Source organism: Cognatilysobacter tabacisoli (genome assembly GCF_003586305.1).
Classification (GTDB): Bacteria; Pseudomonadota; Gammaproteobacteria; order Xanthomonadales; family Xanthomonadaceae; genus Cognatilysobacter_A; species Cognatilysobacter_A tabacisoli.
Genome location: NZ_QXJI01000004.1, coordinates 68786 through 90783 on the forward strand (window position 1 = coordinate 68786; position 21998 = coordinate 90783).

At 72.9% G+C, this 21998-nt stretch carries 18 protein-coding genes; 9 read left to right on the forward strand and 9 right to left on the reverse strand.

Features of this window, described 5'->3' with window-relative positions:
- Window positions 1-2: 2 nt before the first annotated feature.
- On the forward strand, window positions 3-857 hold the full coding sequence (fghA, locus tag D3A60_RS12810) for an S-formylglutathione hydrolase (RefSeq protein ID WP_119719165.1): 855 nt from the start codon (window positions 3-5) through the stop codon (window positions 855-857).
- Window positions 858-1240: 383 nt separating this feature from the next.
- A complete protein-coding gene (locus tag D3A60_RS12815) occupies window positions 1241-3046 on the forward strand; it encodes an NEW3 domain-containing protein (RefSeq protein WP_119719166.1) in 1806 nt (601 codons plus the stop codon).
- A gap of 106 nt (window positions 3047-3152) precedes the next feature.
- Here the strand turns inward: D3A60_RS12815 and D3A60_RS12820 are convergent, their stop codons facing one another.
- Window positions 3153-5000 carry a hypothetical protein gene (locus D3A60_RS12820; protein ID WP_119719167.1) on the reverse strand — a complete coding sequence of 616 codons (1848 nt, stop codon included), beginning with the start codon at window positions 4998-5000 and terminating at the stop codon, window positions 3153-3155.
- Window positions 5001-5228: 228 nt separating this feature from the next.
- On the opposite strand from D3A60_RS12820, the gene D3A60_RS12825 reads away from it, so the two are divergent.
- Window positions 5229-5885, forward strand: coding sequence for a response regulator transcription factor (locus D3A60_RS12825; RefSeq protein ID WP_196778745.1), 657 nt, complete (start codon window positions 5229-5231; stop codon window positions 5883-5885).
- 39 nt (window positions 5886-5924) lie between these two features.
- Here D3A60_RS12825 and D3A60_RS12830 read toward each other — a convergent pair whose 3' ends face one another.
- From D3A60_RS12830 to D3A60_RS12845, 4 genes are all read right to left on the reverse strand, one after another.
- On the reverse strand, window positions 5925-6269 hold the full coding sequence (locus tag D3A60_RS12830; RefSeq protein ID WP_119719169.1) for a hypothetical protein: 345 nt from the start codon (window positions 6267-6269) through the stop codon (window positions 5925-5927).
- Window positions 6270-6401: 132 nt separating this feature from the next.
- A complete protein-coding gene (locus tag D3A60_RS12835) occupies window positions 6402-9866 on the reverse strand; it encodes an amidohydrolase family protein (RefSeq protein ID WP_119719170.1) in 3465 nt (1154 codons plus the stop codon).
- A gap of 195 nt (window positions 9867-10061) precedes the next feature.
- Window positions 10062-11009, reverse strand: coding sequence for a DegV family protein (locus tag D3A60_RS12840; protein WP_119719171.1), 948 nt, complete (start codon window positions 11007-11009; stop codon window positions 10062-10064).
- A 122-nt stretch (window positions 11010-11131) separates the two neighbouring features.
- Window positions 11132-11755: a 2-hydroxychromene-2-carboxylate isomerase gene (locus D3A60_RS12845; protein ID WP_119719172.1), complete on the reverse strand. Its 624-nt coding sequence runs from the start codon at window positions 11753-11755 to the stop codon at window positions 11132-11134.
- 136 nt (window positions 11756-11891) lie between these two features.
- Here D3A60_RS12845 and D3A60_RS12850 point away from each other — a divergent pair, with 136 nt between their 5' ends.
- Window positions 11892-13580 carry a GGDEF domain-containing protein gene (locus tag D3A60_RS12850; protein ID WP_196778746.1) on the forward strand — a complete coding sequence of 563 codons (1689 nt, stop codon included), beginning with the start codon at window positions 11892-11894 and terminating at the stop codon, window positions 13578-13580.
- A gap of 74 nt (window positions 13581-13654) precedes the next feature.
- On the opposite strand, the gene D3A60_RS12855 is transcribed toward D3A60_RS12850, so the two are convergent.
- Window positions 13655-14965 carry an amidohydrolase family protein gene (locus D3A60_RS12855; RefSeq protein ID WP_119719174.1) on the reverse strand — a complete coding sequence of 437 codons (1311 nt, stop codon included), beginning with the start codon at window positions 14963-14965 and terminating at the stop codon, window positions 13655-13657.
- Window positions 14962-16401, reverse strand: a complete 1440-nt coding sequence (locus D3A60_RS12860) for an amidohydrolase (protein ID WP_119719175.1) — start codon at window positions 16399-16401, stop codon at window positions 14962-14964. The genes D3A60_RS12855 and D3A60_RS12860 overlap by 4 nt, the downstream gene beginning before the upstream one ends.
- Before the next feature lie 390 nt (window positions 16402-16791).
- On the opposite strand from D3A60_RS12860, the gene D3A60_RS12865 reads away from it, so the two are divergent.
- The 4 genes from D3A60_RS12865 to D3A60_RS12880 all read left to right on the forward strand — a co-directional run bounded on the left by D3A60_RS12865 (window position 16792) and on the right by D3A60_RS12880 (window position 19297).
- The gene (locus tag D3A60_RS12865) at window positions 16792-17568 is read left to right on the forward strand and encodes an AMP nucleosidase (protein WP_119719176.1); all 777 of its coding nucleotides are present in this window, start codon (window positions 16792-16794) and stop codon (window positions 17566-17568) included.
- An 87-nt stretch (window positions 17569-17655) separates the two neighbouring features.
- Window positions 17656-18063 carry a GFA family protein gene (locus tag D3A60_RS12870; protein WP_119719177.1) on the forward strand — a complete coding sequence of 136 codons (408 nt, stop codon included), beginning with the start codon at window positions 17656-17658 and terminating at the stop codon, window positions 18061-18063.
- A 78-nt stretch (window positions 18064-18141) separates the two neighbouring features.
- A complete protein-coding gene (locus D3A60_RS12875) occupies window positions 18142-18732 on the forward strand; it encodes a lysozyme inhibitor LprI family protein (protein WP_119719178.1) in 591 nt (196 codons plus the stop codon).
- A 4-nt stretch (window positions 18733-18736) separates the two neighbouring features.
- Entirely contained in the window at window positions 18737-19297 is a 561-nt protein-coding gene (locus D3A60_RS12880) for a DUF924 family protein (protein WP_119719179.1), read from the forward strand.
- A 43-nt stretch (window positions 19298-19340) separates the two neighbouring features.
- On the opposite strand, the gene D3A60_RS12885 is transcribed toward D3A60_RS12880, so the two are convergent.
- Entirely contained in the window at window positions 19341-20120 is a 780-nt protein-coding gene (locus tag D3A60_RS12885; RefSeq protein WP_119719180.1) for a class I SAM-dependent methyltransferase, read from the reverse strand.
- A 7-nt stretch (window positions 20121-20127) separates the two neighbouring features.
- On the reverse strand, window positions 20128-21057 hold the full coding sequence (gene grxD / locus D3A60_RS12890) for a Grx4 family monothiol glutaredoxin (protein ID WP_119719181.1): 930 nt from the start codon (window positions 21055-21057) through the stop codon (window positions 20128-20130).
- A 108-nt stretch (window positions 21058-21165) separates the two neighbouring features.
- On the opposite strand from grxD, the gene D3A60_RS12895 reads away from it, so the two are divergent.
- A complete protein-coding gene (locus D3A60_RS12895) occupies window positions 21166-21993 on the forward strand; it encodes a polysaccharide deacetylase family protein (protein ID WP_119719182.1) in 828 nt (275 codons plus the stop codon).
- The last annotated feature ends 5 nt before the right edge of the window (window positions 21994-21998 follow it).

Genomic DNA, 21998 nt, shown 5'->3' on the forward strand with positions numbered 1-21998 from the left:
CGATGGAGCGGATCGAACACCGTGCCTGCTTCGGCGGCTGGCAGGACGTGTGGCAGCACGAGTCAACGGTGCTCGGCTGCGCCATGCGCGTCGGCGTGTACCTGCCGCCGCAGGCCGCCGACGCGCGCTGCCCGGTGCTGTACTGGCTGTCGGGTCTGACGTGCACCGAGCAGAACTTCATCACCAAGGCCGGCGCGCAGCGCTACGCGGCCGAGCACGGGATCATCCTGGTCGCGCCGGACACCAGCCCGCGCGGCCCCGGCGTGGCCGATGCGGACGGTTACGACCTCGGGCTCGGCGCGGGTTTCTACGTCAACGCGACGCAGGCGCCGTGGTCGACGCACTACCGCATGCACGACTACGTCGCCGATGAGCTGCCGGCGCTGGTGGAGGCGCGCTTCCCGGCGAGCGACGCGCGCGCGATCAGCGGGCATTCGATGGGCGGCCACGGCGCGCTGGTGGTCGCGCTGCGCCACCCGGGCCGCTACCGCAGCGTGTCGGCGTTCGCGCCGATCGTCGCGCCGTCGCAGGTGCCGTGGGGGCGCAAGGCGTTCGCCGCGTACCTCGGCGACGACGTCGAGGCGTGGCGCGCGTACGACGCGTGCGAGCTCGTCGGCACGGCGCGCGAGCGCCTGCCGCTGCGCGTCGACCAGGGCGGTGCCGACGAGTTCCTCGCCGAGCAGCTGCGCCCGGACCTGCTGCGCGCGGCCTGCGAGCGCGCCGGCCACCCGCTCGACCTGCGCGTGCACCCGGGCTACGACCACAGCTACTACTTCATCGCCAGCTTCGTCGGCGAGCACATCGCGCACCACGCGGCGGCGCTGCGCGACGGGTCGGGTTCAGGCACGGCGCGCTAGGGCTGCGCTCGCCGCGCGACGAGGTCGCGCCGGTCCGTCGAAACCGCGGCGGCGACGACGTCGCGGCAGGAGTTCCGACCATCGCAGCGGAACGAGTCACCGGGCGGACCATACCTAAGCGGTGGAATCCGACTGGAGCTGCGTCGCATTCAGATAAATGACCGCGGGGCCGCGACGCACGACTTCCACCAACCGTGCGCGCGTTCCCGGTTCATGCAGGGCGGCGCCACGACCATGCGCCCTCGGATCGTCGCGCGGTTGCGGCGATCGGGTGCGATGCAGGGACGTGTCAGCGGGCCGGGGAGGCCCGTTTCGATCGTCCTGCGGGATCGGTCGGGCACCGGCCGGACGGCCATGCCCGTTCCACTCCCAGGTGCCCCCCCATGCCAATGACCCGCGCGTTTCGCCACGCAGGCCGTGCTTCAAACGTAACCTCTGCAAACCCCGGCGCCGCCGCCCGCGCCGTCTCCTCCGCTTATCTCTCCCGCGCATCGCGGCTGAAGGCCGCCGCGCTGCTGACGCTCGGCGCCGTCGCCAGCGTTACGTCCGCGCAGGCCGCGCTGCCGACCACCGGCGAGCAGCGCACCGCGGTGCTGCTGGTCAACTTCCAGGACGACACCTCGCGCCCGATCACGCCGACCGACGCGCGCGCGATGGTGTTCGGCCAGGTCAGCGACTTCTACTGGGAAGCGTCGTATGGCAAGACGTTCCTTAGCGGCGACGTGCACGGCTGGTTCACGATCCCGGTCAGCCGCGGCACCTGCGACACCGCGCTGTTCGCGCGCGAGGCCGACCGCCTCGCGCTGGCCGCCGGAGTCGACGTCAATGCGTTCGACCGCGTGGTCTACGTGATGCCCGACAACGTGTGCAGCGGCGCCGGCTACAACTCCGGCGCCGACACCCTGCCGGCGCGCACGTGGCTGCTCAGCAACAACCTGTCGACGCGGCTGTTCGCGCACGAGATGGGACACAACTTCAGCCTGCTGCACTCGCAGTCGCTGGACTGCGGCGCGACCGTGCTCGGCGGCACGTGCACGGCGTCGAGCTACGGCGACCCGGCCGACACGATGGGCGGCGGTGCGACCCCGCACTTCAACGCGGTGCACAAGGACAAGCTCGGCTGGTTCGCCGGCGGCCCCGCGATCGCGACGGTGACCGCGAGCGGGCGCCACGTGCTCGCGCCCTATGCGACCAACGCCGCTGGCACCAAGGCCCTGCGCGTTCCGCGCGGCACCGATCCGGCGACCGGCCTGCCGCGCTACTACTACCTCGAGTACCGCCAGCCGGTCGACTTCGACACCGTGCTCGGCGGCATCGGCAACCTCACCGGCGGCGTGCAGGTGCGGCTCGGCGGCCCCGAGCAGGCGCCCGAACTGCTCGACATGACGCCCGGCAGCGTCACCACCTCGTCGTACGACGACTTCCGCGACAGCGCTCTGGCGGCCGGACGCAGCTATGTCGACAGCGCGGCCGGCGTCACGATCACCGTCGTGTCCGCCGACGCCAACGGCGCGGTGGTCGACGTGAGCGTGCCCGGCGGCGGCGCCGCCACCTGCGTGCGCAGCGCGCCGACGGTGTCGCTGGCCGGCGCGACGATCGCGGCCGGCGGCAGCGCCACGCTGCCGGTGTCGATCACCAACCGCGACGCGAGCGCGTGCGCGGCCACCACGTTCACCCTCGCGCGCAGCGTGCCGACCGGCTGGGGCGGCACCCTCGGTGCGGCCAGCGTCACGCTGAGTCCCGGCGCCAGCGCGTCGACCACGCTCGCCGTGGCCGCCCCGACGAGCGCCGCCGCGGGCAGCTACGGCGTCGGCGTCGGCGCCGGCAGCGCGATCGGCAGCGCGCACACCGCCAACGCCGCGGCGACCGTCACCGTCGGCGCGGCGGGCACGCTCGCCGGCAGCGTCAGCACTGGCAAGTCGACCTACCTGCGCGGCGAGACCGCGACGTTCGCCGCGACCGTCACCAGCGGCGGCAGTCCGGTCGCCGGCGCGGCGGTGAAGTTCACCGTCACCGCGCCCGGCGGCGTGGCGACGACGCTGTCGGCCACCACCGGCAGCGACGGCATCGCGCGCGCGTCGCTGAAGCTCGGCAAGGCCAAGTCGGCGATCGGCAGCTACGCGCTGCGCGCCGACGCGACCGCCGCCGCCGGCAGCGCGACATCGACGTCCGCGTTCTCGGTCCGTTGACGGCCCCCTGCGCGACGCAAAAAGAAGGGCGGACCGCTTCCGGTCCGCCCCGCGGGGGAGGCGTGCGGCCCGGCGACGCGCCAGGCCGCACGGGTGGGTCAGTCCGTCAGTCGTCGCATGACGGACACGTCGGGCACAGCTTGCACGTCGCGCTCTTGGGCAGTGCGTCGAACGACACGTTGTTGATCTTGCCGCGGCCGCTGGCCGTGACCGTGTCGGTGTACTGCGCCAGGCCCGGATCGGTCTGGTTCTCGTCCGGCGCGGTCGGCGTGTAGCAGCGCGACACGGTGTAGGTGTCGCCGGCGCTGCCGAGCGGTGCGAGCGTCAGGCCGCCTTCGGGCAGCAGGTTGCCGATCTTGTCGTCGCTCAGGCTGTCGATGATCATCCGCTGGTTGCTCGTGGTGCTCTGCAGCGTGATGTCGACGCACACCTGCGGCGCGTACCCGTTGGTCGGGTCGAGCACGACCGAGCGATCACCCGCGGCGTACAGCGTGTTCGGGTTTTCTTCGGTGCCCGGGTCGCCCTGGCAGAACTTGGTCAGCTTCAGGCCGGTGTCGAGGTCGAGCAGGCAGACCGCCGCCTGCGCATCCGACTCGGTGTCGCTGTCGGTGACGTCGGCCGTGCCGCCGTCGGTCGCACTGGACCGCACGCTCACCGCGTTCTTGAACGGATTGACGTCGGTCACGCACAGCATGTCGACCGTCATCGACGCACCCGCGGCCAGCTCATCGGCCACCGTCACGTAGGTGCTGCTGTTCGGGAACAGGATGCCGTCCGCCGGGACCGACGGGGCGCCGGTGCCGCCGCTGATGGCGCTGATCGCGCAGACCTTGCCGGCCGCCACCGCGTCGTCGCGCAGCGCGACGTCGTAGATCTTGCCGAAGCCGTCGTTGGTCACGGTGACGGTGTGCTTGGTCTGGAACGTCTCGTTGATCGGGTCCACCGTCGGGCTGACGTTCTCCTCGACCACGCAGACCTTCTCGACGTCGACCGAGCACAGCGAGAAGTCGCCGAGCGCGAAGTCCTTCAGCTCCGCAGTCTCCGAGTGCGAGCTGCGCGTCTCGGCCATGAAGCTGGAGAAGCACACTTCGCCAACCAGCGCGGTGATGTCGATGCCGGCCTCGAAGAAGCTCTGCTCCGGGAACACGTTGTCGGCGCCGGACTTCGGCGTGTACGCCCACGGCGACGGAATCGCGTTGGGGTTCGACGTGGCGCACGCGGTGTCGTCGTCGGTGCACACGGTCAGGCCGTTGGAGCTGTCGAACACCAGCTCGTTGAGCGGACCGTGGCTGCCGCCGCTGCCGACCCACTCGAAGATCTGCACTTCGCTGAGCGCGCCGCCGTTGACGTAGTCGATCTGCACGAGCACGTCGCCGATCGCGTGCTCGCCGGTGAACGTGCCGCCAGGCGCCATGCCGACGTCGTTCTGGAAGAACCAGAACCCGAGCGCGGCGTCGCCGGAATTGGCGAAGCGGTCGGCGCCGAAGTAGATGACGAGGTGCTCGTGTACGCCGGCCGGGTGGCCGGGGAAGTCGCCGCCGGGGAAGCCGCCGACCGGGTAGGCCTTGGCGTAGGCGTTGGTGATGTTGTCCTTGTCGGGGGTGACCTTGGACGCCTTGTACTCCCAGGTGCTGATCAGGTCGATGTCCTTGTTGCTCCCGGCCCAGGCCGAGGTTTCCTTGCCGCCGGCGAGGTTCGGGCCGTCGGCCACGAACACCTCGCCGTCGCCGGTGACCGGGGTGCCCGGGAAGGCCGCGATCTCGAAGACGTTGTTCCAGTCGTCGTCGGCGGTCTGGCGCACGGCGTCGGCGTCGAGTTCGAACGGGGCGGACGGCTGGTGGACAGCCAGTGCGTTGGTGAGGATCGCGGCTCCACCGATGACGGCGCCGAGGGCAAGGCCCAGGGCGGCGATCGGCCAGCGGGGTCGGGTCCGGGTGCCGGTGGTAGTGGCCATGGCAGGACTCCAGGGAACAGGTGGGGGAGGGTTTGCACGCGCGCCGGGTGGATGGCCCGAGGGGGCGGCGCCGGCAGCCTGCGCCCGCCCGCGCGCGCCGGGAATCGCTCCGGAGGGTTACGTCGCGCGGGTTACGGCCGGCGTGTCCGGTGTTCGCACGCGCCCGCGTTGACCTCCCTACCGGCGTACAGGGCGCCGCCCCCGGGGACGACGCATAGGGGTGCCGTGATGTCCGCAATGGCGATAGTGGCAATTGGCAGCGACCGGGCGTGGCGGGCCCGGCTCGAGCGCATGCTCGCGCTGCGCGGCGAAGTGAACTGGCGCGGCAGCTTCGATCCCGATGCCCTGCGCGGCGGACGCGTGCCGCACCAGGCGCTGTGGCTGGTCGACGGCGACGACCCGATCGTCGACCGCGCCTGCGAGCACCTGCGCGGGCCCGAGCCGGCGCGGCTGTACTTCTACCGGACCCCGGACGCGGTCGCGCTGCGGCGCTGCGCGCAGGTCGGCGGCAGCGGCTGCCTCGACAAGCAGGCCGCCCCGGACGTGGTGCTGCGCGCGCTGCGGGCGGTCGGCAACGGCCTGTTCGCGGTCGACCCGACCCTGCTGCTCGACGCGCTGGCGCGGCAGGTCGCGCCGCCGGCCCCGGCCGCGCCGATCCCGGCCGCGGTGCCGCACGACCGCTGGCCGCAGCTGACCGAACGCCAGCGCGAGATCGTGCACTGGGCGTCGCAGGGCCTGAGCAACAAGCAGATCGGGCGCCGGCTCGGGATCAGCCCGGAGACGGTCAAGACCCACCTGCACCACGTGTTCGAGCGCGAGGGGATCAGCGGGCGCATGGCCCTGGTCGCGGCGCACCGCAACGAGACGGACGGCGCAGTCGCCTAGGCAACCGACCGAGCGACATGGCGCAAACGTCCGCCGCGGCTACGCGGCGGTGACGTCGCGCAGCTCCCAGCCGCTGCCGGCCAGCATCCGCAGCCGGTGCTTCAGCACCGTGCCCGGCAGCGAGCTGATCACGACCAGGTTGATGTGCAGGTCGCGCTGCTGGCCGGTGACGGTCGCGGCCGGGTCGGTCGCGCCGAGCGCCGGGTCGACCGCGTCGGGATCGTCCTGCCGCGCGCGCCAGCGCTCGAACAGCCCGTCGCTGCGCAGCGCCTGTTCGAGCTGCTCGGCAAAGCCGTCCGCGCCCTGCGCGGTGAACGACAGCGCCGGCTCGGTGCCGCGCGCGCGGGTGCCGTCGGGCAGGGTGATGTAGTAGCGGGTGGCCATCGGCGCTCCTGTGCGGTGCGGCCCGGGCGGGCGCGGGAGGGGCCACCAGCGTCGCGATTTCCCCATTCAGACAAAGTGAACGCGCCCGCGGTGTGCGGGCGCGTCCGGGTGCCGCACGGCGATGGCGGCGCGTCAGTCGAGGTGGACGTGCGCCGCGCCGCCCTTCGGGCAGTGGCAGACCGCGGTCGGGCCGAACTCGAGGCCGAACGTCTGGCCGTCGCGGTGGCGCTGCCAGTAAAAGTTCGGCGCCGCCTCGCCGCGGTGGCCGATCTCGGCCATGTCCGCGTCGACGTCGAACAGGCGGCCGTCGACCATCACGTAGCGGGTGTCGATCGTCGCGCGGATGTTCTTCAGCGGGTTGCTGTTGAGCACGACCAGGTCGGCCTGCTTGCCCGGCTCGATCGAACCGAGCTGCTTGCCGAGGCCAAGCAGGTCGGCGCCGTCGATCGTGGCCGCGCGCAGCGCCTCGAAGTTGCTGAAGCCGCCCTGGACCAGGCTCCACGTTTCCCAGTTCGGGCTCAGGCCCTGCAGCTGGCCGTGGCCGCCGGTCTGGATGCGCACGCCGGCGTCGCGCAGCTTCTTGGCCGCCTTGGCCACCTCGATGTGCCAGTAGTCCCAGTCCGGCGCGGTCTCGCGGCGCACGCTGCGCGCATCGAGCGTTTCGCGCGGGAAGAAGCGGTTGAGCTTCGGGTCCTCCCACACGTTGTCGCGCGAATACCACCAGTACTCGCCGGACAGGCCGCCGTAGCTGACGACCAGCGTCGGCGTGTTGCGCACGTCGGTCTGCGACCACAACCCGATGACGTCCTTGTACAGCGGCGCGACCGGGATGTTGTGCTCGATCGACGTGACGCCGTCGAGGATCATCGTCATGTTGTGGTGGAACGTGCTGCCGCCTTCCTCGACGACGAGCATGCCAAGCTCGCGCGCGGCGGTGTTGATCTGCTGGCGCTGGTCGCGGCGCGGCTGGTTGTAGCTCTTGACCGAGAACGCGCCGTTGGCCTTCATCCGGCGCAGGTGGCTGCGCGCGTCGTCGAGCGAGTTGACCACCGCCTTGAAGTCGCCGTCGGCGCCGTACAGGATCGTGCCGGTCGAGAACACGCGCGGGCCGACCATCCTGCCGGCCTTCTGCAGCTCGGCCTCGGAGAACACGAACTCGGTCGTCGCGGACGGGTCGTGCATCGTGGTCACGCCGAACGCCAGGTTGGTGTAGTACGCCCAGTTCTGCTGCGGCACCACGCCCTGGCCGAAGTGCGCCGCGTGCGCGTGCGCATCGACGTAGCCGGGCACGATGGTCTTGCCGGCGGCGTCGATCACGTGCGCGCCGGCCGGCACCGCGACGTCGGCGCCGACCGCCTCGATGACGTCGCCGCGCACGACGACCGTGCCGCGCTCGATCACGTCCTGTGCGTTCTCGGCGTCGCGCATCGTGACGATGCGCGCGTTGGTGAACGCGACCAGGCCCTTCGGCGCGTCGACCGGCACGGTCAGGCCGACCGCGATGCCGCCATCGTTGCTCGGCTTCGGCAGCTCCTTCGGCGCGCCGGGCAGGAATGCGAACGCCTGGCTCAGCTCGCGCGAGAAGTAGCGGTCGCCGACCATCCAGTTCAGCGACTTCGAATCGGCCGACCAGTGCAGGTAGCTGCCGACGTCGGCGGTGACGCGGGTCACCGGCAGCGCCTTCATCTCGCGGCTCAGCTCGATCGCCTTGCCGGTCGGCGCCATCGGCGCGACGTAGGCGTTGAACAGCTCGGTGAACGCCACCCACTTGCCGTCCGGCGACACGCTGACGCCGTCGACGTACTTGAGGTCGAACACCTCGCGCGGCTCCTCGCCATTGAGGCCGACCGACATCAGCTTCTTCTTCAGCCCGCCGCCGGTCAGGTACATCACCCGCTTGCCGTCGGCGCTGAACTGCGGCGCCTCGCCCTCGAGCGCGACGCGCACCGGCGTGCCGCCGTCGGCCGGCATCACGTAGATGCCGCGGTCGTTCGACCACATCGAGCCGGTCAGCCCGCCGCCGCCGCTCTTGGCGTAGACGATGCGGCGCCCGTCCGGCGAGAAGCGCGGGCCGTAGTAGAAGCCCTTCTCCTGGGTCAGGCGCTTGCCCATCCCGCCGCCGCCGGCGTCGCGCACGTAGATCGCGCCCATGCCCGCGTCGGACCAGGTCGTGTACAGCAGCTTGCGGCCGTCGGCGCTGAAGCTGGGCTGGTACTCGTACACGCCGTCGTTCGAGGTCAGCCGCTCGGGCCGGCCGTCGGGCAGGCGCTTGCGCCACAGCTGGCCGACCGCGTGGAACACCAGCGTGTTGCCGTCGGCGCTGGTGGCGACGTCGCGGATCATCTTCGGGGCGAACGTGCCCTCGTCGATCGTCTGCTCGAAGCGCAGCGGCGCGGTCACGGTCTGCTCGACCTGCGCGGTGAACGGCACGTTGCTGGCCTGCCCGCTGGCCATGTCGACGCGCCACAGCTTGCCCTGCGCCCACACGACGACCGACTTCGAGTCCGGGGTCCAGTCGTAGTTCGCGTACGGGCCGAAGATCGCCCACGCCTCCTGCTGGTCGTGCGACAGGCCGTCCCACACCGCGCGGGTGCGGCCGCTGGCGAGATCGAGCACGTGCAGCACCGACTTCTCGCGGATGCGCTTGATGAAGGCCAGCGACTTGCCGTCCGGCGACGGCTGCGGGCGCACCGCGCCGCCGGGCGTGGCGACCAGCGTGTCGATGCGGCCGCTCTCGCGGTCGAGCCGCTTGAGCGCGTAGATCACGCCGTGCGGGTTCTTGTTGTACTGGAACGTCGGGCCCGGGCTGACGTCCTCGGAGAAATACACGTAGCGCCCGTCGGGCGACACGGCCGGTTCGCCGAGGTCCTGCTGGTCGTTCTTCTGCTTGGTCAGCTGCAGCCCGCCGCCGCCGGAGGCGTGGAACAGCCACAGCTCGCCGGCGCCGAGCGAGCGCTCGCCGGTGAAGTGCTTGCGGCCGATCAGGTACTGGCCATCGGGCGTCCACGCCGGGTTGTTGAGCAGGCGGAAGTCTTCCTTGGTCACCTGGATCGCGTTGCTGCCGTCGGCGTTCATCCCGCCGACCGGCACGCGCCACAGGTTGTTGCCGCCGCCGCGGTCGGAGGTGAAGGCCAGTTCGCGTCCGTCGGGCGAGAAGCGCGGCTGCACGTCCCACGCCGGGCCGGTTGTCACGCGCGTCGCCGCGCCGCCGCCGATCGGCAGGCGGTACAGGTCGCCGAGCAGCGAGAACGCGATCTCGCGGCCGTCCGGCGAGACGTCGACGTCCATCCACGTGCCCTCGTCGGTGTCGAAGCGCACGGTCTTGGTCGGGCCGTGGGCGGCGTTGACGTCCCACTTGGCCTCGTCCTTCGCGGCGCCCGGCGCGGTGCGGCCCTTGGCCGTCTGCGGGTCGGCCTTGGCCGGGTCGAGGCCCGCCGGGTCGAGCGCGTCCTGTTCGAGCTGGCTCTTGTCCGGCGCGTCCTTCGCCTGGGGGGCGGGCTGCGGCGCCGGCTGCGGCGCGGGCGGGTTCTGGGCGGCAGCGGGCAGCGACAGGGCGCTGGCCAGCGCGAGGGCCAGCAGACGGCGGTCGAGGATCATGGCAAAACCCCTGGAAGCGGTGCGGAAGTGGTGCGAACGGACAGGCAAGCGCCGCAGCCTAGCGCGCGCGGCGGCCCGCGGCTCTAGGCGGAAAGTCCTGTGTGCGCGGCCGGGCGTCGCGGTTTGCGGGGCGTGGCGTGCGGCGCAGCGGGGCGGGGCGGGGACGTGGCGCGCGTCCCGGCGCGCCGGCACGGCTCAGGCCGCGAACTTGTTGCCTTCGGCCGCGAAGCCGACTACCACCGCGCCCTTGCCGACGTTGACCATGCCGGTGAGGCTCATCACCGACTCGAACAGCTCGATGTTGTTGGCCGCGCACGCGTCGCGCAGCGTGGTGTAGCCGGGCAGCGCGCGCATGTCGTCGAGCTCGCCGCCGTAGCTGATGCACATCGTCGGGGTCAGCAGCTCGCGCTGCTCGACGCGCTTGGCGGCGTGCTCGAACACCTTCTGCACCGCCGGCTCGAAGCCCTTGATCTTGGCGACCGGCCCGGTCTCGCCGCGGTAGCCGTGCAGCACCGGCTTGATGTCCAGCGCGGTGCCGAGCGCCGCGCTGAGCAGGCTGACGCTGCGGTCGCCCTTGGTGCGCGCGCGGTTGCGAATGTAGTACAGGTCCGGCGGCACCAGGTAGCCGTGCGTGTGCATCGCCAGGTTCTCCAGCCGCGCGCGGATCTTCGGCGCGCCTTCGCCGGCCGCGCGCAGGCGCACGGCCTCGACCGCGGTCACGCCCTGGGCGGCGAACAGGTTCTGGGTGTCGATCACGCGCAGCGCGAACGGCGTGTCGTGGCCGGCGGCGGCGCGGATCGGCCGGTAGTCGTTGAGGATCGCGAAGCTGGCCTGCTGCGCGTTGTCGAAGATCGGGCTGCGCGTCTTGGTGATCGTCATGCAGAACACGTAGTCGTAGTCGATCACCAGCCGCTGCAGGAACAGGTCCTGGATCTGCTGCACGGTGAACGGCATCGTCTCGGCCTCGGCGCCGCGCGTGGCGACGTGCGAATGCAGGAACTGCAGCGTCGCCTGCTCGTCGCGGTGGTCGGCCAGCACCGCTTCGCCGATGCGCACGGTGATCGGCAGCACGGTGATGTCGTTCTGCTGCAGGTACGACAGCGGCAGGTCGCAGGCGGAGTCGACGACGAGACCGATGCGCATGGTGCCTCCGGGGCGGAATCAAGTAATTGCACTAAAGCATAGTCGCGAGCGTGACGGCGAGCACATTGCGACCGCAGCAATTCACGCGCCCGGGCGCGTGGGCGTCCCCGCCCCGCGCGGCCTCAGGCGCGCCGCACCCCCACTGGCAGCGCCGCCGCGCGGCCCATCTCGCCGCGGTCGAGCAGGCCCGGGTCGGCCAGCGCGGCAACCGCCAGGTCGTGCGCGTCGTTGCCCCACAGCAGCGCGTCGCCGATCGCCAGCGTCGGCACGCCGAACACGCCGGCAGCGAGCGCGGCGTCGGTGTTCGCGCGCAGCGCCTGCTTGGCGGCGTCGCCGCCGATCGCGTCGAGCGGCACGCCGAGCGCGTCGGCCAGCGGCGCCAGCGCCTCGACGCTGCCGGCCTCGCGCCCATCGCGCCAGATCCAGTCGAAGATCGCGCCAATCGCGTCCGGCGTGATGCTGGCGGCCACGCACAGGCGCAGCGCGTGCAGCGAGTTGAACGGATGCGCGGGCGGAAAGCGCAGCGCGACGCCCTCGGCCTGCGCGCGCCACAGCACGTGGCGGTAGGTGAACTCGCGCTTGCGCTCGATCTCGGCCGGGCCCTTGTGCGCCATCGACGCCAGCACCGCGCCGAACACGATCGGCACCGGCTCGATCGCGTGTTCGGCCAGCAGCGGCCGCAGCTTCTGCCACTGCAGGTACGAGAACGGCGAGATGAAGTCGAAGTACCAGCGGGGGTGGGGCATGGCGGGCGCCTGGCTCGGGTGGGTGGGCCAGCTTGCCCCGGTCGGAGCCGCGCCGGCGAGTGCCGACCGCGGCGGCCCGGGTTGTGGCACCTTGGCGCGGGGCCGGACCGTACCGGCCCGAACGGGGGCGGGACGCATGAGGCCGACGTGGCTGCTGCTGATCGCGCTGGCGCTGGGCGCCACGACCGTGCCTGCGCGCGCCGCGGACGGCGAGCCCGGCCGCGTGCCGATCACCCGCGTCGACCGTCTGGCGACCGCCGCGCCCGAGGGCGACGCCGCCACGGCCGCGGCCGCATTGCGCGCCGCGCCCGAGTCCGCCTGGTCCAGCACCGGCAGCGCGAGCCAGCTCGGCGGCGCGGTCGACGGCGCCGGCTGGTGGCGCGTGCACCCCGGCGCCGGCGACGGCCCGCTCGAGCTGCTCGTCTACCACGCCTTCAGCGCCGAACTGGCGGTGTTCGCGCCGCCGGACTACCGCCCGCAGCGCGCGTCGATCTTCGACCGCAGCGGCAACACCGGCCATTCGCGCCGCACGCTGGCGTTCGACCTGCCCGAGCCGGGTCCGGTCTACGTCCACGCGCGCGGCGTGCGCTACCCGCTGCAGCTGGCGGTGATGGACAGCGACGCCCACCACGCAGAGGACCACCGCCACGTGCGCGTGCTGTGGATGAGCGTCGGCCTGCTGTTCGGCATCGCGGTCGTCGTGCTGCTGTTCTGGTCGCGGCTGCGCGAGCGCATGTACCTGCTGTTCTCGGCCAGCGTCGCGCTGCAGCTGCTGTACGTGCTGATGGCGTATGGCGACGCCTACACGCTGTCCGGCATCGACCGGCTGGCGCGGTTCGGCGTCGAGGGGATCTGGTTCGTCGCGACGCTGTCGACGTTGGTGACGGTGCTGTTCCTGCTCGACTTCGCCGCGCTGCGCACCGGCTCGCCGTGGCTGGCGCGCGCGCTGTGGCTGGTCGGCGTGCTCGCGCCGGCGCTGCTGCTGGTGCTGCTGGTGTCGCCGCTGCCGAGCGACAAGTCGTGGTTCCCGCCGGTCGGCAACGGCCTGCTGCTGCTGGCCAACGCGCTGGCGATCGTCACCCTGCTGCGGGTGTGGCTGCGCGGCGGGCGCTACGCCGGCTACGTGCTGATCGGCTGGGTGCCGCTGGTCGCGGTGTCGACCGCGCGCGCGCTGCAGCTCAGCGCCGGCGTGCCGCTGGCGCCGTGGCTCGAGTACGGCCTGCCGGTGATGCAGGTGTTCGCGGCGATGGTGCTGCTGCTCGGCCTGGCCGACCGCATGCTGACGTTCCGCCGGGAGCGCGACGCCGCGCAGGCCGACGCCGACCACGACGCGCTGACCGGCGTGCTCAACCGAGGCGGCCTGCTGCGCCAGCTCGACCGCGCGCTGCTCGACGCGCGGCGCGAGCGGCTGCCGCTGTCGGTGCTGTTCCTCGACCTGGACCACTTCAAGCAGGTCAACGACACCTGGGGCCACCCGGTCGGCGACGACTGCCTGCGCCGCGTCACCGAGGTCGTGCGCGGGCAGGCCGACGGCGAAGGCGGGCAGGTGCTGGGCCGGATCGGCGGCGAGGAGTTCGTGCTGCTGCTGCCGCGCCACGGCCGCCGCCACGCGCGCGACATCGCCGAGCGGATCCGGCTCGAGGTCGTCGAGGCGTGCCGGCAGGTGCGCGAGGCGCCGGTCGCGCTGACGCTCAGCGTCGGCGTGGCCGAGGCGCGGCCCGACGACACCGTCGCCGCGCTGCTCGAGCGCGCCGACGCGGCGATGTACCGGGCCAAGGGCGAGGGCCGCAACCGCGTGGTCGTGGTCGACGACGCGCCGGCCTGAGGCCCGGCGCCGGTCATGAAAAAGCCCGCCCCGCGTGCGCGGGACGGGCTCGGGGGTCGCGTCGCGGGCGTCTGCTAGCGGCCGTCGCCGGCCGGGTACGCGCGCGGCAGCGGGCCTTCCCCGCGCAGGTAGCGGTCGCGCAGTTCGGTCTGGCGGCTGCGCATCGGCACCGCGCGGCCGTCCATCCACACCTGCACCGCGACGGCGTTGACCTCGAGCGGGTCGCCGCTCCACAGCACCAGGTCGGCGCGCTTGCCCGGCGCGATCGTGCCGAGCGTTCCGGCCACGCCGAATGCCTCGGCCGGCACGCGCGTGAGCCCGGCCAGGCCATCGGCCCACGGCAGCCCCGCGGCGACCGCGTTGCCGGCCAGCTGGCGGACCTTGCGCGCGTTGTGCGAGGCGTCGCCGCGCTGGCTGAAGCCGACGTCGACGCCGGCGGCGCGCAGCCGCGCGGCGTTGTCCATCGACGCGCCGAGCGAGTCGAAGTCCGACGGCAGGTTCGCCAGCGGATCGACGAACACCGGCACCTTCGCCGCAGCCAGCTGCGGGGCGAGCTTCCACGCCTCGGCGCCGCCGGAGATCGCGATGCGCACGTTGTGGCGCTGCGACCAGCGCAGCAGCTGGCGGATGTCGGCCGCGCGGTTGACGCCGACCATCACCCGGCCGCCACCGCCGATGTACTTGGCCAGCGTGGCGCGCCCGGCAGGCGTCAGCAGCGCGGCGTTGGCGTCGGGCGAGATCCGCCCGCGGACCTCGTCGATCAGCTGGTCGAGGATCATCCACTGCGCCGCACGCGAACTGCCGGTCAGGCCCGACGCGTCCGCGCCGAGGTCGACGAACAGCACGCGCGGGCCGATCGGGTCGGGGCTGCCGTCGAGCCGAACCAGCCCGCCCTGGCCGGCGACGATCGAGCCGCCGCTGCCGGTGCCGGCGCCGAGCAGGGTCCAGCCGATGCCCTCGATCCGGTTGACCGGGATCAGCACCGACTCGGGGTTGAACGCGAGCGTGACGTCGAACTCCGGACGCACGGTCATCTGCTTGGTCTCGGCGCCGAGCGAAACGGCCGCATCGACGGTCTCGCGCACGCCGGACACCTCCTCGATGCCGATGCCGGTGACGCCGCCGAACAGCGTCGGTGTCAGCGCGCGGCCCTGCGCGTCGACGACCTGCGCGTTGGCCGGCGCGGCCAGGCCGCGCCCGACCGCGCGGACGGTGCCGCCGCTGACCAGCACGTCGGCGTTGTCGAGCGTGCCCTGCGGGCCGGCGGTGTGCACGGTGGCGTTGCGGATCAGCAGGCTGTTCGACGGCGCGTCCTGGGCCGGCGCGCCGAGGCTGCACGCGGCCAGCACCGCGGCGGCGAGGGTGGAGCGCAGCACGCGGCTCATCGCACGCCTCCCTGGCCGTTGTCCTGGCCGAGGAGGAAGTCCGAGGTCGGCTGGCGCGAGCGGTCGGCGCGGTCGAACACGCGCGCGCCGTCGACGTACACCTGCTCGGCCTTCGCGTAGACGCTGAACGGATTGCCGCTCCACACCACGACGTCGGCCATCTTGCCGGCCTCGAGCGTGCCGGTGCGGTCGAGCACGCCGAGCGACTTGGCCGCGTTCGACGTGACCCAGCGGATCGCCCGCTCCGGCGCGATCTCCATGCCGGCCAGCCGCGCGTGCGCCATCACCTTGGCGGCCTCCTGGTTGAGCCGCTGGATGCCTTCCTCCGAATCCGAATGCACGATCGCGCAGCCGTTGGCCGGGCGGTCGACCAGCGCGATGTTCTCCTGGATGCCGTCGAAGGCCTCCATCTTGAAGCCCCACCAGTCGGCCCACAGCGCGCCGCAGGTGCCCTCGGCGGCGAGCCGGTCGGCGAGCTTGTACGCCTCGACGCCGTGGTGGAACGCGGCGACCTTGAACCCGAACTCCCGGGCCAGGTCGAGCATCACCGCCATCTCGTCGGCGCGGTAGCAGTGGATGTGCACCTGGATGTCGCCGTTGATCGCGCCGGCCAGCGTGTCGAGCTTGAGGTCGCGCTTGCCGCCGGTGTCCTTGTCGCTGTCGGCGCTGCCGTTGGACGCCGACTGCCACCAGCGGCGCTTCGGCGGCTCGGACTTCTTCGGTGCGTTCTTGCGCAGGTACTCGCTGGCGTCGATGAACGCCGCGCGGTAGCCGGCGACGTTGCCCATGCGCGTCGACGGGCCGGCCTTCTGGCCGTACACGCGCTTGGGGTTCTCGCCGCAGGCCATCTTCAGGCCCCACGGCGCGCCGGGGAACTTCATCGCCTGGTAGGTCGTCGCCGGCACGTTCTTCAGCGTGACGCCGCGGCCGCCGATCAGGTTGGCCGAGCCGGGCAGCACCTGCAGCGAGGTGACGCCGCCGGCCAGCGCGGTCGCGAAGCCCGGGTCCTGCGGCCACACCGAGTGTTCGGCCCACACCGCCGCGGTCACCGGCGAGGTCGCCTCGTTGCCATCGCTGTGCGCGTTGACGCCGGGGCTGGCGTACACGCCCAGGTGCGAATGCACGTCGATCAGGCCCGGGGTCACCCACTTGCCGCTGCCGTCGACGCGGATCGCGTCGGCGGGCGCGTCAAGGTTGGCGCCGACCGCGACGATCGCGCCGTCGCGCATCAGCACGTCGGCGTTGTCGAGCCGGCCGCCGTTGCCGTCGAGCACGGTCGCGCGCTGGATCAGCACCGGCGCGGACGGGATCGCGCGGTAGGTGCTGGCGTACGGGTCCTGGGTGAAGCGCGACGGCGCGGACGAGGTCGCGGGCGCGGCGTGCGCGGCGCTGGCGAGCAGCGCCAGGCCGGCGCCGGCCAGTAGCGGTCTGAACATTGGGTTCCCCTGGAAGCGGTGCACGAAGTGGCGCAAAGGACAGCCGTCCCACCGTAGCCCGCGGCTCGCGCACGCGCCAACCCTGACCAAGGTCATGGGTCGGTGCGAGAATGCCGTCGGTGGCGCGGTTCGCGCGGGGCCGCGCACGGCGCGGCGCGCGACGCCGCCCCCTCGACGGCGCCCGCTGCAGCCCAGCGGCGGCGTGGCCGCCACGGCGGTCCGCCAGCCCGCATGGCCGCGGACGCGCGGCGCGTATGGCCCAGGCCGCGCATCGCGATGGCGTCGATTCGATAGGAACTTTCGATAGCCGCATTCGACTCCCGCCGTCGCCCGCGCGCCGGCGCCCCTGACCCCGACGCGCGCCCGGCGCGCGCCCACCGAGACCCCCGCATGAAGGACAAGGAACAGATCGTCGCCAACTGGCTGCCGCGCTACACCGGCGTGCCGCTCGACCAGTTCGGCAAGCACGTGCTGCTGACCAATTTCGGCGGCTACCTGCACGTGTTCTCGCGGCTGACCGGCGCGCCGGTGGTCGGCCTCGACCGGCCGATGCCGAGCGCCACCGCCGACGGCATCACGATGATCAACTTCGGCATGGGCAGCCCGAACGCGGCCACGCTGATGGACCTGCTGTCGGCCATCTCGCCCGAGGCGGTGCTGTTCCTCGGCAAGTGCGGCGGGCTCAAGCGCAAGAACCAGCTCGGCGACCTGATCCTGCCGATCGCGGCGATCCGCGGCGAGGGCACCAGCGACGACTACCTGCCGCCGCAGGTGCCGGCGCTGCCGGCGTTCGCGCTGCAGCGCGCGGTGTCGACGATGATCCGCGACCTCGGCCACGACTACTGGACCGGCACCGTGTACACGACCAACCGGCGCGTGTGGGAACACGACGAGGCCTTCAAGGAGCGGCTGCGCGCGATGCGCTGCATGGCGATCGACATGGAGACGGCCACGGTGTTCGCCGCCGGCTTCGCCAACCGCATCCCGTGCGGTGCGCTGCTGCTGGTGTCCGACCAGCCGATGATCCCGGAGGGCGTGAAGACCGAGGCCTCCGACGCGCGCGTCAGTGCCGACTACGTCGACAACCACATCCAGGTCGGCATCGAGGCGCTGCGGCTGATCCGCCGCCACGGCAAGTCGGTGCGCCACCTGCGCTTCGACGAATAGCCGGCGCCGGCCGGGGCGTGCCCGCGGTCGCAGCGGGTGCGCCGCCGGCGTCGTACCCTGTGGGTCCCGGCACGCGCGGAGCCCGCCATGGCCACCCAGACCGTTTCCGGCAGCTGCCACTGCGGCGCCGTCCGCTTCGAGGCCGACCTCGACCTCACCGCGGCCACCGGCAAGTGCAACTGCTCGATGTGCACCAAGACGCGCTACTGGGTCGCGTTCCTGAAGCCGGACGCGTTCCGCCTGCTGACCGACGAGGCCGCGCTGTCGGACTACACGTTCGGCCGCCACGCCACGCACTGGCCGTTCTGCCGCACCTGCGGCGTGCGGCCGTTCCTGCGCGGGCACCTGGCCGAACTGGGCGGCGACTACGTGTCGATCAACCTGGCCTGCATCGACGACCTCGATGCCGACACCCTGGCCGCGCTGCCGGTTCGCTACGCGGACGGGCGCCACGACAACTGGCACGCGCCGCCGGCGGTCGTCGGCCACCTGTGAACCGGGTCGGCGACCGGCGTCGCGACCCCTGAGAAGCGCAACCGCCACACTGGCGGCCGGGCTAGGGAGGACATGGGCATGGAACAGGGAGGCTGGAACGAGGCGGTGTTCCTGCTGCTGGGCGCGGCGCTGACGTGGGCGTTCTATTTCGTCCAGCGCCGGGTCGAGCGGCGCGGCGACGTCGACGCGATCGAGCGCCACCAGAAGCTGCTGGCGCTGAAGCAGGGGCTGGACGGCGCCAACGTCGACCTCGACGAGCTGCGCCGGTTCGAGCGGCGGCTGATCGGCAAGGCCGAGGTCGCCGTGCGCCTGGCCGACGACTACTTCACCCGCGCCGAACAGGTGGCGCGCGACAGCGACGACGCACGGATCAGCCAGACCGAAATGAACCAGCAGGCCGCCACCCGCTTCGAACGCGTCGACCGCCGGCTCGATGCGCTGGTCGTGCACCTGCGCCGCCAGCTCGACGCCGGCAACCGGGCGACGTTCGACGAGGCGCACCGCGCCTGGCTGCGGTTCCGCGAGTGCTACGCGCGCTTCATCTCGCAGTCGTACTCGACCGGCTCGATCCGCCCGCTGATCCACGCGGTCACGCTGGAAAGCATCACCGCCGCGTGGACGACCGAGCTGGAGACCCAGCTCGGCGACGAATCGCTGGGCGAGGACTGAGCCGATGACGAACCTGCAGCCGCACGAGGTGATCGGGTTCTGGCGCGACGCCGGGCCGGGGCGCTGGTTCGCCACCGACGCGGCGTTCGACGCGGCCTGCGCGCGCTTCGTCGACGCCCACCACGCCGCGGCGCGGCGCGAGCTGGACGGCTGGCTCGCCAGCGCCGACGGCGCGCTGGCCCTGGTGCTGCTGCTCGACCAGATCCCGCGCAACGTGTTCCGCGGCAGCGCGCACGCGTTCGCGACCGATCCGCTGGCGCTGCGCTTCGCCGCGCACGCGGTCGACGCCGGCTTCGACACCGCGGTCGACCCGGCGCTGCGGGTGTTCCTGTACCTGCCGTTCGAGCACAGCGAGGCGCTCGACGACCAGCAGCGCGCGGTGATGCTGACCGGGGCAATGGCCGCGGCCGATCCGGGCGAGGCGGCGGCGATGTACGCCGACTACGCGCGACGGCACCGCGACGTGATCGAGCGCTTCGGCCGCTTCCCGCACCGCAACCGCGCGCTCGGCCGCGACAGCACGCCGGACGAGCAGGCCTACCTCGACGCCGGCGGCGGCTTCTAGCGGCAGAAAACCGTCGCCGCGGCGATCCGCGGCGCGCGACGCGTCACACCGCTTCGGCGCGCACCAGCCACACCTCGCCGCGGCGCGTGCGCGGCAGCCCGCTGAGCAGCGCGAACAGGGGCGCCAGCAGGCGCACGCCCCAGCCGAGCTTGCGCACCCGACGGAACGGACTCGACACGGCGCGTTCGGCGCGGATCGCGAAGCCGGCCTCGCGCAGCGCCTGCTCGAGCACCCACGGGCTCAGCGGCGTGATGTGGCCCTGCTCGCGGTAGTCGACGTCGCGGAACCACTGGAACTGCCCCTGCCGCAGGAACAGCGCCTGCGACACCGGGTTGGCGATGTTCGGCGTCGACAGCACCAGCTGGCCGCCGGCGGGCAGCAGCGCGCGGATCTGCCGCAGCGTGTGCCGCGGGTTCTCCAGGTGCTCGATGATCTCCAGCGCCATCACCGCGTCGAAGCCGCCGGGCCACTGCGCGGCGAAGCCGCCGTTGAGGTCGGCCGCGACGAACGCGATCGCGTCGGGCTTGAAGCTCTCGGCGAACAGGTCGCTGGCCGTCACCGCGAAGCCGGCATCGTGCAGGCGCAGCGACATCGCCCCGCTGCCGGCGCCGAACTCGAGCACGCGCGCGCCCGGCGCGGCGGCCTCGGCCAGCAGCGCCGCGGCGGCCTCGTGCAGTCCCGGCGCGGCGTAGATCGGCAGGCCGCGGTACTCGCGCATGCGCCGGCCGTCGAAGCCGGTGCGGAAGCTGTCGGCGCGCCCGGCGACGAGCGCGTCGGCCGAGGGGGCGGACGCGGTTGCCGCCGGTTCCGTGGCGTCGGTCATCGCCGGATCAGTACCGCGCGACGTGGCTGTCGGCGACGTCGGCCCAGGCCTCGATGCCGCCCTCGACGTTGTACAGCGCGCGGAAGCCGAGCCCGCGGAAGTGCTCGGCCGCCTGCGCGCTGCGCTGGCCGTGGTGGCACAGGAACGCGATCGGCGTGTCCTTCGGCAGCGCCTCGAGGTGGATCAGGCCGTCGCCGTCGAACACCGCGAACGGCTCGTTGACCGAGGCCAGCGCGCGCTCTTCCGGCGGGCGCACGTCGACCAGCGTCAGCGTGCCGGCGGCCACGCGCTCGCGCGCCTCGACCGGCGACAGCGCGGCGACCTTCGGCGGCGCATTCGGGTTGTCGATCACCAGCCCGCGGCCGCGCTCGTCGTCGACCCAGTCGATCGTCAGCCCCTCGGCGCGGCGCGCGCTGGCCAGGTCGAACTGCGCGCGGATGCCGTCGACCTCGGCCGCGATCGCGTTCGGCTCGGCTTGGGCGAGCTGCAGCTTGGTGTTGAAGCGGTTGTCGACGTCGACCTGCAGCGCATAGCCGTCGCCGGCGTTGGCGATCGCCTCGCGCAGCATCTGCACCGCGGCCGGGGTGATCGCGATGCGCGGCGGCGTGCGGTCCGGCGCCGGCAGCCCGACCGCCTCGTGCAGCTGCCCGGAGTTGGCCATCTGCTCGATGATGTCGCTGCCGCCGAGCAGCTCGCCGCGGATGTACAGCTGCGGGATCGTCGGCCAGTCGCCGTAGGCCTTGATGCCCTCGCGGATCTCCGGGTCGGCCAGCACGTCGACGTGGGTGTAGTCGATGCCGAGCGCGCCGAGCGCGCCGACGGCCTTGGCCGAGAAGCCGCACTGCGGCGCGCGCGGCTCGCCCTTCATGAACAGCACGATCGGGTGGGCGGCCAGCAGCGATTCGATGCGGGCGCGCAGGGCGGGGTCGAGGGACATGGGGCGATCCGGTGCGGTGCAGGGGAACCGACAGTTTACGCCCGTCGCCCGGGCCGCCCCGCGAGCACGCGTCGCGGCGACGGCAGGGCCGCGTGGCATCATCCGCCGATGCCCGCCGCCTCCCTCCAGCGCGTTCCGCGACGCCCGCACGCCGCGCCGGCGCTGTTCGTCGCCTCGCAGCTGGGCTGGGTCGCGGTGTGGGCCTGGGCCGGCTGGCGCTGGGGCGTGGCGACGATGATGGCCACGCACGCGGCGTTCCTGTGGGGCACGCTGCGGCCGGACTCGGCGTGGTTCAGCCCGGTGCTGCGGCGCCTGCCGACCGAGGCGCGCGTGGTCTGGCTGACGATCGACGACGGCCCGTCGCCGGACACCCGCGCGATGCTCGACCTGCTCGACGCCTACGGCGCGAAGGCCACGTTCTTCCTCGTCGGCAGCCGCGCGGCGGCGCGGCCGGCCGACGTCGTCGCGATCGCGCGCCACCGCCACGACGTCGGCAACCACAGCCACCGCCACCCGGCCGCGTGGTTCTGGGCGCTCGGCCCGCTGCGGCTGTCGCGCGAAGTGGCCCGCACCCAGGCCGTGCTGGCCAAGCTCACCGGCCGGCCGCCGCGCTGGTTCCGCGCCGTGGTCGGCATGGCCAACCCGTTCCTGGCTGCGCCGCTGCGGCGGCACGGGCTGACGCGCGTGGCGTGGAGCGCGCGCGGTTACGACGCGGTCGTCGCCACGCCGGCCGACGTGGTCGCGCGGATCGAGAGGCAGCTGGCCCCTGGCGCGATCGTGCTGCTGCACGAGGGCGCCGCGCACGGTCGCAGCGTCGAGACGCTGGCGCTGCTGCTGAAGCGGCTGGACGAACTGGGCTACCGCTGCGTGCTGCCGGACGAGCTGTCGGCCGGGACGGCGGCCGTCGCCGCGCCCGCGGCGGCGACGTCGCCGTAAGCCCC

Excerpts from the sequence above, each read along its gene's own strand:
- D3A60_RS12850 (WP_196778746.1), top strand. The coding sequence starts at position 11,892 with ATGAGGCCGACGTGGCTGCTGCTGATCGCGCTGGCGCTGGGCGCCACG.
- D3A60_RS12855 (WP_119719174.1), bottom strand. The coding sequence starts at position 14,965 with ATGAGCCGCGTGCTGCGCTCCACCCTCGCCGCCGCGGTGCTGGCCGCG.
- D3A60_RS12880 (WP_119719179.1), top strand. The coding sequence starts at position 18,737 with ATGACGAACCTGCAGCCGCACGAGGTGATCGGGTTCTGGCGCGACGCC.
- D3A60_RS12840 (WP_119719171.1), bottom strand. The coding sequence starts at position 11,009 with ATGCGCATCGGTCTCGTCGTCGACTCCGCCTGCGACCTGCCGCTGTCG.
- D3A60_RS12865 (WP_119719176.1), top strand. The coding sequence starts at position 16,792 with ATGAAGGACAAGGAACAGATCGTCGCCAACTGGCTGCCGCGCTACACC.
- D3A60_RS12870 (WP_119719177.1), top strand. The coding sequence starts at position 17,656 with ATGGCCACCCAGACCGTTTCCGGCAGCTGCCACTGCGGCGCCGTCCGC.
- D3A60_RS12815 (WP_119719166.1), top strand. The coding sequence starts at position 1,241 with ATGCCAATGACCCGCGCGTTTCGCCACGCAGGCCGTGCTTCAAACGTA.
- D3A60_RS12835 (WP_119719170.1), bottom strand. The coding sequence starts at position 9,866 with ATGATCCTCGACCGCCGTCTGCTGGCCCTCGCGCTGGCCAGCGCCCTG.
- D3A60_RS12830 (WP_119719169.1), bottom strand. The coding sequence starts at position 6,269 with ATGGCCACCCGCTACTACATCACCCTGCCCGACGGCACCCGCGCGCGC.
- D3A60_RS12820 (WP_119719167.1), bottom strand. The coding sequence starts at position 5,000 with ATGGCCACTACCACCGGCACCCGGACCCGACCCCGCTGGCCGATCGCC.
- D3A60_RS12860 (WP_119719175.1), bottom strand. The coding sequence starts at position 16,401 with ATGTTCAGACCGCTACTGGCCGGCGCCGGCCTGGCGCTGCTCGCCAGC.
- grxD (WP_119719181.1), bottom strand. The coding sequence starts at position 21,057 with ATGTCCCTCGACCCCGCCCTGCGCGCCCGCATCGAATCGCTGCTGGCC.
- D3A60_RS12875 (WP_119719178.1), top strand. The coding sequence starts at position 18,142 with ATGGAACAGGGAGGCTGGAACGAGGCGGTGTTCCTGCTGCTGGGCGCG.
- D3A60_RS12845 (WP_119719172.1), bottom strand. The coding sequence starts at position 11,755 with ATGCCCCACCCCCGCTGGTACTTCGACTTCATCTCGCCGTTCTCGTAC.
- fghA (WP_119719165.1), top strand. The coding sequence starts at position 3 with ATGGAGCGGATCGAACACCGTGCCTGCTTCGGCGGCTGGCAGGACGTG.
- D3A60_RS12885 (WP_119719180.1), bottom strand. The coding sequence starts at position 20,120 with ATGACCGACGCCACGGAACCGGCGGCAACCGCGTCCGCCCCCTCGGCC.
- D3A60_RS12825 (WP_196778745.1), top strand. The coding sequence starts at position 5,229 with ATGTCCGCAATGGCGATAGTGGCAATTGGCAGCGACCGGGCGTGGCGG.
- D3A60_RS12895 (WP_119719182.1), top strand. The coding sequence starts at position 21,166 with ATGCCCGCCGCCTCCCTCCAGCGCGTTCCGCGACGCCCGCACGCCGCG.